7 protein-coding genes and 1 pseudogene are annotated in these 7,460 nt (G+C 44.5%); 2 read left to right on the top strand and 6 right to left on the bottom strand.

Features of this window, described 5'->3' with window-relative positions; translation table 11 throughout:
* Positions 1 to 6 precede the first annotated feature (6 nt).
* The 3 genes from QTO00_RS16205 to QTO00_RS16195 form a co-directional block, all read right to left on the bottom strand.
* Positions 7 to 1,104 carry an amino acid ABC transporter permease gene (locus QTO00_RS16205; protein ID WP_331425716.1) on the bottom strand — a complete coding sequence of 366 codons (1,098 nt, stop codon included), beginning with the start codon at positions 1,102 to 1,104 and terminating at the stop codon, positions 7 to 9.
* A 1-nt stretch (position 1,105) separates the two neighbouring features.
* Complete coding sequence (locus QTO00_RS16200; protein WP_331425715.1) at positions 1,106 to 2,308, bottom strand: amino acid ABC transporter permease; 1,203 nt, start codon at positions 2,306 to 2,308, stop codon at positions 1,106 to 1,108.
* An 83-nt stretch (positions 2,309 to 2,391) separates the two neighbouring features.
* Positions 2,392 to 3,528 carry an amino acid ABC transporter substrate-binding protein gene (locus QTO00_RS16195; RefSeq protein WP_331425714.1) on the bottom strand — a complete coding sequence of 379 codons (1,137 nt, stop codon included), beginning with the start codon at positions 3,526 to 3,528 and terminating at the stop codon, positions 2,392 to 2,394.
* A gap of 345 nt (positions 3,529 to 3,873) precedes the next feature.
* On the opposite strand from QTO00_RS16195, the gene QTO00_RS16190 reads away from it, so the two are divergent.
* A complete protein-coding gene (locus QTO00_RS16190; RefSeq protein WP_331425713.1) occupies positions 3,874 to 4,812 on the top strand; it encodes an NAD(P)-dependent oxidoreductase in 939 nt (312 codons plus the stop codon).
* Positions 4,813 to 4,862: 50 nt separating this feature from the next.
* On the opposite strand, the gene QTO00_RS16185 is transcribed toward QTO00_RS16190, so the two are convergent.
* Together QTO00_RS16185 and QTO00_RS16180 are read right to left on the bottom strand one after the other, a co-directional pair.
* Positions 4,863 to 5,348: a YajQ family cyclic di-GMP-binding protein gene (locus tag QTO00_RS16185; RefSeq protein WP_038203135.1), complete on the bottom strand. Its 486-nt coding sequence runs from the start codon at positions 5,346 to 5,348 to the stop codon at positions 4,863 to 4,865.
* Positions 5,349 to 5,360: 12 nt separating this feature from the next.
* On the bottom strand, positions 5,361 to 6,416 hold the full coding sequence (locus QTO00_RS16180) for a 3-deoxy-7-phosphoheptulonate synthase (protein ID WP_331425712.1): 1,056 nt from the start codon (positions 6,414 to 6,416) through the stop codon (positions 5,361 to 5,363).
* 242 nt (positions 6,417 to 6,658) lie between these two features.
* On the opposite strand from QTO00_RS16180, the gene QTO00_RS16175 reads away from it, so the two are divergent.
* The gene (locus tag QTO00_RS16175) at positions 6,659 to 7,138 is read left to right on the top strand and encodes a DUF4442 domain-containing protein (protein ID WP_331425711.1); all 480 of its coding nucleotides are present in this window, start codon (positions 6,659 to 6,661) and stop codon (positions 7,136 to 7,138) included.
* Here QTO00_RS16175 and QTO00_RS16170 read toward each other — a convergent pair.
* Positions 7,107 to 7,460, bottom strand: a pseudogene (locus QTO00_RS16170) (hypothetical protein); the annotation flags it as partial. The gene QTO00_RS16175 and the pseudogene QTO00_RS16170 sit on opposite strands and share 32 nt — an antisense overlap.

Genomic DNA, 7,460 nt, shown 5'->3' with positions numbered 1-7,460 from the left:
TTCTGATTATCGTTTGTGACCGGTATGAAGTTTGTTTTCTAGCCAAATCGAATATCTCGACATGCCGAAACAAAATACCCAGAACACTAACGCGACAAATACATAACTTTCTGTTGCAAAACCTAACCACTCTGGGTCGGTGTTGGCAGCTTGACCGATACCAAGTACGTCAAACATACCAATGATCAGTACCAGACTGGTATCTTTAAATAGGCCAATGAAGGTGTTCACAATTGATGGGATAGTAATCTTAAGCGCTTGAGGCAAGATGATTAATCCCATTTTTTTCCAATAGCTGAGACCTAGCGCATCGGCAGCTTCATATTGGCCTTTAGGAATCGCTTGCAGACCACCACGTACCACCTCCGCCATATAGGCTGCGCTGAACATGACCACACCAATTAGGGCGCGGATCAGTTTGTCAGTTTCAGACCCTTCGGATAGGAATAGCGGCAGCATTACCGACGCCATAAATAGTACCGTGATGAGTGGAACACCACGCCATACTTCGATATAAACGGTACAAATACTGCGAATGATCGGCATCTCTGAGCGACGACCCAGTGCCAGAGCAACACCAATTGGTAGTGATACGACTATACCAACCAAAGCAATAATTAGAGTAACTAACAAGCCGCCCCATTTGTGGGTCTCTACGACTTCTAATCCAAACACTCCGCCGTACAGTAACGCTGCGATAATAAAAGGATAGATATTAACGGTAAATAGCCATATCCAGGTACGCTTTGGCGTTTTTTCGTAAGCAAGTAAAGCCGTTAAGATTGCCAATGATGCGTAGAACAGGCGAGGGCGCCACAGTTCTTCTTGAGGGTAGAAACCGTACATGAACTGTTCCCAGCGCACGCTGATAAATACCCAACAAGCACCTTCTCGGCTACAGGCGTCTCGAGTGGTTCCCACCCAATCAGCTTTTAAAAATGCCCAATCAAAGATGCTCCAAAGCAACATGAATGATAGATAGGCAAGGATAACGGTAACCACTGAGTTTACAGGGCCGTTGAATAGGTTTTTTCTTAGCCAACCGACGACACCAACTGTATTTGCTGGAGGCGGTAGGTCTGGCTGAAACTGATGTGTCGACATACTATCTCTCCACTAAAGCAACTTTACGGTTGTAGATGTTCATTAATGCAGAGGTTAACAAACTCAACGTTAGGTAGACGCCCATTGTCATCGCGATGATTTCAATTGCCTGACCGGTCTGGTTGAGTGTGGTGCCTGCGAACACCGACACCAAATCTGGGTAACCAATCGCCATCGCTAATGATGAGTTTTTGGTTAGGTTTAGATATTGGCTAGTGAGTGGAGGGATGATGATTCGAAGTGCCTGAGGGATTACGACAAGCTTCAACGTACGAGAGCGCGGCAAACCAAGTGACATCGCTGCTTCCGTTTGACCGTGGTTAACGGCATTGATACCAGAACGCACAATCTCAGCAATAAAAGATGCGGTGTAGATACTTAGTGCAAGCAATAGTGCCGCAAGCTCAGGAATGATGCTCACACCACCGCGGAAGTTAAAGCCCTTGAGTTCTGGGTACTCTGCGCTAATAGGAGAGCCCATTAGGAAGTAAACGACCACTGGTAGAACAACACATAACCCAAGAGCGATTCGTCCCATAGGTGTTTGTTGGCCTGTTAAACGCTGTTTGTTGTTTGCCCAGACATTGATAACGAGAGTGGCGATGATACCAAGTACTAAAGCGCCGATTACAATCGAAGAGCCGGCCTCGAATACTGGAGCAGGAAAGTATAAACCACGCACGTTAAGGAATATGGCTTCACCGAGGCTTAAGCTTTGTCTTGCAGAAGGCAGTGCTTGGAGTACGGCAAAATACCAAAAGAAAATTTGTAATAACAGCGGAACATTTCGGAAAATTTCAATGTATACCGCAGCAAAACGACTAACTAGCCAGTTAGACGAGAGACGCGCGACACCCATGATAAAGCCGAGAATAGTCGCCAGTATAATTCCGAAAAATGACACTAGTGCTGTATTGAGTAAGCCGATAACGAAAGTCCGGCCATAAGAGTAGGTTTCATCGTATTCAATCAGCGTTAGGCCAATCCCAAAGCCAGCTTCTTGATCGAGGAAATCAAAACCCGTGGCGATACCACGCGCTTCTAAGTTGGTGAGTGCATTGTTGACAATAGTGTAAAAGAAAAAAACAAGCGCGCCTATTGCAATAATTTGGAAGACGACTGCTCGAAAAGTGGGATTGTAAATAAGGCTAGCGCCTGAACTCGGTCCGTTATCCGAATTCGTCGCAACATTAGTAGGTTTCATACTGCTTTAACCTCAAATCCATTTTTATAAAAAGGGCGGCCTAAACCGCCCATTTTTGTTTATTAACTAGCTAATAAAAGTTATTAACGGATTGGTGGAGCGTACATGAAGCCACCAGCATTCCATAGCGCGTTAACGCCACGAGAAATTTGCAGTGGAGAACCTTCACCCACTGTGCGCTCGAAGCTTTCACCGTAGTTACCCACTTGCTTAATCACTTGGTAACCCCAGTCATCACGAATGCCTAGGCCTTTACCTTTAGGGCCATCAACACCAAGAATACGTTTAATGTTTGGATCAGTTGATTTCAACATTTCGTCAGCATTCTTAGAAGAAATACCGTACTCTTCCGCGTTAACCATTGCAGATAGTGTCCACTTAGCGATGTTGAACCACTGGTCATCACCTTGACGAACTACTGGGCCTAGCGGCTCTTTAGAGATGATTTCTGGAAGTACTTGTGCTGAAGCAGGATCGTGCAGGTTCAAACGAAGTGCGTACAAGCCAGATTGGTCTGTAGTAAGTACGTCACATCGTCCTGCATCGAACCCTTTTGAAGTTTGAGATGCGGTGTCGAATACAACTGGTTTGTATGACATACCACTGTTTCGGAAGTAATCTGCAAGGTTAAGCTCAGTCGTGGTACCTGATTGAACACATACCGATGCGCCGTCAAGTTGCGTTGCACTCGTTAGCCCAAGATCTTTCTTAACCATGAAACCTTGACCATCGTAGTAGTTAACGCCTACAAAGTTTAGACCTAATGCTGTATCACGGTGTAGGGTCCAAGTGGTGTTACGAGAAAGAACATCAATTTCACCCGATTGAAGTGCAGTGAAACGCTCTTTTGCCGTTAGAGGTACGTATTTAACTTTGGTTTTGTCGCCTAAAACAGCTGCCGCTAGAGCTTGGCAGTATTCAACGTCGATACCTTCCCATTCACCCTTAGAGTTAGGATTTGAGAAACCAGGTAAACCAGTACTTACACCACATGTCAGGCTATCTTTTTCCATTACTTTTGACAAAGTAGACTCGCCAGATGCGGTAGTTTGAACTGGTTGCGAAGAAGATTTTGCAGACTCTAGTTGTGACTTAAGAGCCTCTACTTCGCCTTGAAGTTTAGTAATTGTTTCTTGCTGTGCGGTATTGTTATCTCCACAACCAGCAATTAAAGCACTTGTCACTATAGCGGTGGTCAGTAACGTAATTTTATGTGCCATGTGTATCCTTCCTGTATGATCCATGTTTGTTCAGGAGTGCCCTGAATTAACGATTGAAAAATGTCGTGTTACATTAATTATTAGGTTGCTATTGCTCGTTATCGAGTCTTAGTGAAATTGTAAATAGTGCAACAACTCACTAAAATGATGCGACAGAATGGTGTAACAAAATTATTTTTACAATTAGATTTGTAACTTATTTTGGTTGTTTGATTTGGTTTAAATAACTAAGATTGGTGGAAAATTCGGTTATATATTATGAATTCGATCGATGTCACATGAATCTGTTGCACCATTTTTGGTAGCATCAACAAAAAAGAAGTTTTTAACAATTCAAGGAACGAAATGCAGTATTTTCCTCTGTTTATTGATCTGAACCACAAACCTGTATTGGTTGTAGGGGGTGGAGAGGTCGCAAGTAGAAAGGTTGACAGCCTGATTCGCGCTGGCGCCGATGTCACTATCGTTTCTCCTCAGATCGAAGAGTACCTCGCTAAGCTTGTTGAAAGTAATGAGTGTCGTTGGGTGCAAGGTTTCTATTCAGTCGAGCTACTCGAAACTAAGTATGTTCAGGTGTGGGCAACGACAGATAACCCGAGCTTAAATCATCAAGTACACCGAGATGCTAAGCAAAAAGGAATCTTGGTTAATGTGGTTGATGATTTGCCATATTGTGATTTCATTACGCCTTCGATGATTAATCGTGGTCGTATCCAACTTGCTATTTCAAGTGGTGGAGGGTCTCCAGTACTGATTCGCAATGTTCGCGAAAAGCTTGAAGCGGTTTTACCGCAAAATTTGGCACTCCAAGCTGAATTTGCGGCGTCTAAACGTGCTGACATTAAGGTTAAACTAAGCACGGTTGATGAGCGTCGTAAGTTTTGGGAAGCGTTTTTCGCTCGGGCAGACGTCGATCAAGCCGTGGTGAGCTCCGACTTAGAAAATGCTTATCAAACGTTGTTCGCTGAAGGTTTTGACAACAAGAGCTCGACAACGTGGATTGAACATGGTGACGATGTTGAGTTGCTCACGTTGAAGGCGCTTAGAATAATGCAGCAAGCAGAGTTGGTGTTATTCGATGGCCAATGCCCGTTTAGCTTTATAGACTTGGTTCGTCGCGATGCAGAACGTGTGGAATATCACAATGATGCGGAGCTAGCTGAACTGCTAGAGAAGGCCAGAAAAGAAGATCTACGTGTGGTGGTGTTTACTGCGCCAAAATCAACTAGAGTGACGTTCTTGCAGGGCGAAGATTTGTTGTTGAAGTTAGGTTCAAGCAAATAGAATACAAAGCCCGACGTATTGAGTGTCGGGCTTTTAAACTGATTTACCACTTAGTCACGGAAGTTTTCGTACTGGAACGGTTGGCCTAGTTCAGACTCACGGATCAGTGCGATAACCGCTTGTAGATCATCACGCTTCTTACCTGTCACGCGTACTTTCTCACCTTGAATTGACGCTTGAACCTTCATCTTCTTATCTTTGATAAGTTTGACGATTTTCTTTGCCATAGGCGTCTCGATACCTTGCTTGAAGACAACGATTTGATGCCAGTTTTTACCAGAAGCTTCTTCAGGTTTTGCATCCATAGCATTGGCGTCAACACCACGCTTTGCTAAGTGGCTACGTAGAATGTCACGCAACTGCTTAAGCTGGAAGTCACCTTCAGCGTTCAAACGAACTGATTCGTCTTTTTGCATCTCAAACGACGCTTCGACGCCACGAAAATCAAAACGAGTAGAAAGTTCACGCGTTGCGTTATCAACCGCATTGCGTAGTTCAACCGTATCGATTTCAGAAACAATATCAAATGATGGCATGTTGGAATCCTTCTATTTTGAGCGTTCTTTTACCGCTGTCGCCAGCATATCAAGCATGGTCGCAGTATCGTCCCAGCTTAGGCAAGGGTCAGTGATTGACTGGCCGTAAGTCAGGTTGTTGATGTCTGCCATTGACTGGTTGCCTTCGAGAATAAAGCTTTCAGCCATGATACCTGCGACTTGGTTCTTGCCTGATTTAATCTGTTCGCAGATATCTTTAGCTACATCTAACTGTTTACGGTGTTGCTTCTGACAGTTCGCGTGGCTGAAATCAACCACAAGGCGCTCTGGCAGACCAAACTCGCCTAATTGCTTACATGCCGCAGCAACTGACTCAGCATCAAAGTTAGGGCCTTTTTCGCCACCGCGTAAGATTACGTGACCGTATGGGTTACCACTAGTGCGGTATACCGTCATACGACCATTTTTGTCTGGCGAGTAGAAGTAGTGTGAGGCTTGTGATGCGCGGATGGCGTCGATAGCAATCTTAATGTTGCCGTTAGTGCCGTTTTTAAAGCCAACAGGACAAGAGAGCGCAGAGGCCATTTCGCGGTGAATCTGAGACTCAGTAGTACGCGCACCAATCGCACCCCAAGTGATAAGATCTGCAATGTACTGACCTGTAATCATATCAAGAAACTCAGTTGCTGTAGCCAGACCAAGCTTATTGATGTCTAACAGAAGCTTACGCGCCTTGTTTAGACCTGCTTCTAGAGCGTAAGAGCCATCTAGGTTAGGGTCGGTGATGAGGCCTTTCCAGCCAACGACGGTACGAGGCTTTTCAAAGTATGTGCGCATCACAATGAAAAGTTCATCTTGATACTGGTCTTGAATTGCAGCAAGGCGCTGAGCGTAGTCAATCGCTGCTTCAGTATCGTGAACGGAACAAGGGCCGACAATCACCAAAAGGCGTTGATCTTCCCCGGTAAGGATATTTTCAATTTGGCGACGTGACTGTGCAATTCGCTGGGCAACTTCGTCCGTAATGGGATGGGCGCTTCCTAACTCCGCCGGCGTCGGCATTGGACCCAAAGGTTGGGTTCTTAATTCATCGGTTTTTAATGGCATACCACAGCCTGTTCTTTTTATTGCGAAGCGGTAAAGATAACGGAAACCAAGTTAGGAATAAACCACTTAATCGGTTTCTTCTTAAGACATCAGTGTAAAAGTAAACAAATATTCATCTATGTCAGAACAAATGCGACGGTTCTAATAATGGTTTTGTTTGTGATGTTGAATGTTAATGAAATGTTGACAATGGAGCGGAATCATTATGAACTAGTCTGAAACTCACTGGTCGGACTAGTTTAATGATATCAGCGCTCACTAAAGCAAATTTTTTCCTTAACTACTTTGGATTCTTCAAAGTCCCTTTCATTTGGTTAGCAAGACCAAAGATCCTTCATCTCGATTCAGAGAAAGTTGAAATCAAGATCCCATTAAAAAGGCGTACTAAGAACCACTTAAACAGCATGTACTTTGGGGTGCTTGCTGTGGGCGCTGACGTAGCTGGTGGGTATATGGCAATGAACAAGGCTCAAGAGAGCGGAAAGAGAGTATCGCTAGCTTTTAAAACCGTGCAAGGACAGTTTCTTAAGCGTCCTGAAGCAGATGTTCACTTTGTATGTGAAGATGGCAAGTTAATCGATGAAATGTTGGCCGAGACATTTGCAACTGGAGAGCGAGTGAACAGACCGGTTAAAATAACCGCCACTTGTCCAAGCCTTCATGGCGATGAACCTATGGCGGAGTTTTTTCTTACTCTTTCACTGAAGCGAAAGGGTGAGTGACGTCTTCAACCTCTATCTGCTCTAGGGCAACAATCTTGCTTCGATTGAGGACAATTTTCCAGCGGTAGTATTTAGGTTCGCCATCGTGATTGTTTTCTCGTGCGATTAAATTAATGAGATGACGTTTTTCCACGGACTCGCGACTCACTTGGCCGTTGTTGTGAACGTAGACTTTGTTTGAAGTTTTGTCCATAAGGCGAGTGATTTCGCGCATACTGACCAGTAGGGATTCACGCGTCTCTTCATAACCACTCATAAACTTAGAAGTCGACATTACTGTTTGAGAGCTATAGTGAAGCACCTGCTCTTCTCTTTGCACGAC

The sequence above is a fragment of the Vibrio sp. M260118 genome, assembly GCF_036533755.1.
GTDB lineage: Bacteria > Pseudomonadota > Gammaproteobacteria > Enterobacterales > Vibrionaceae > Vibrio.
This window is presented reverse-complemented; position numbering and strand designations above follow the sequence as displayed.